1 pseudogene is annotated in these 215 nt (G+C 60.9%); it reads right to left on the reverse strand.

The features are described from left to right. A pseudogene (locus EQG76_RS29925) lies at positions 1-215 on the reverse strand (sensor histidine kinase); the annotation flags it as partial.

Raw genomic sequence — 215 nt, forward strand, 5'->3', positions numbered from 1 at the left:
TGGACGACCGCCAACAGGTTCTTCAGCCGGTGCTGGATCTCGCCGATCATGAGATCCTTCTCGTGGTTGATCCGGCGGCGTTCGGTGACGTCCTCGATGACGATCAGCAGGTTCGGGCTGTTGTGGTCGGGATGGAAGAGGCGCTTGGCGCTCAGCAGCATGATGCGCTGCCCGATGGTCGGGAAGTCGTAGCTCAGCTCATAGTCGATGACCGC

Origin of the sequence: Geminicoccus flavidas, assembly GCF_009806515.1 — a bacterium.
In the GTDB taxonomy this organism is placed as follows: Bacteria; Pseudomonadota; Alphaproteobacteria; order Geminicoccales; family Geminicoccaceae; genus Geminicoccus; species Geminicoccus flavidus.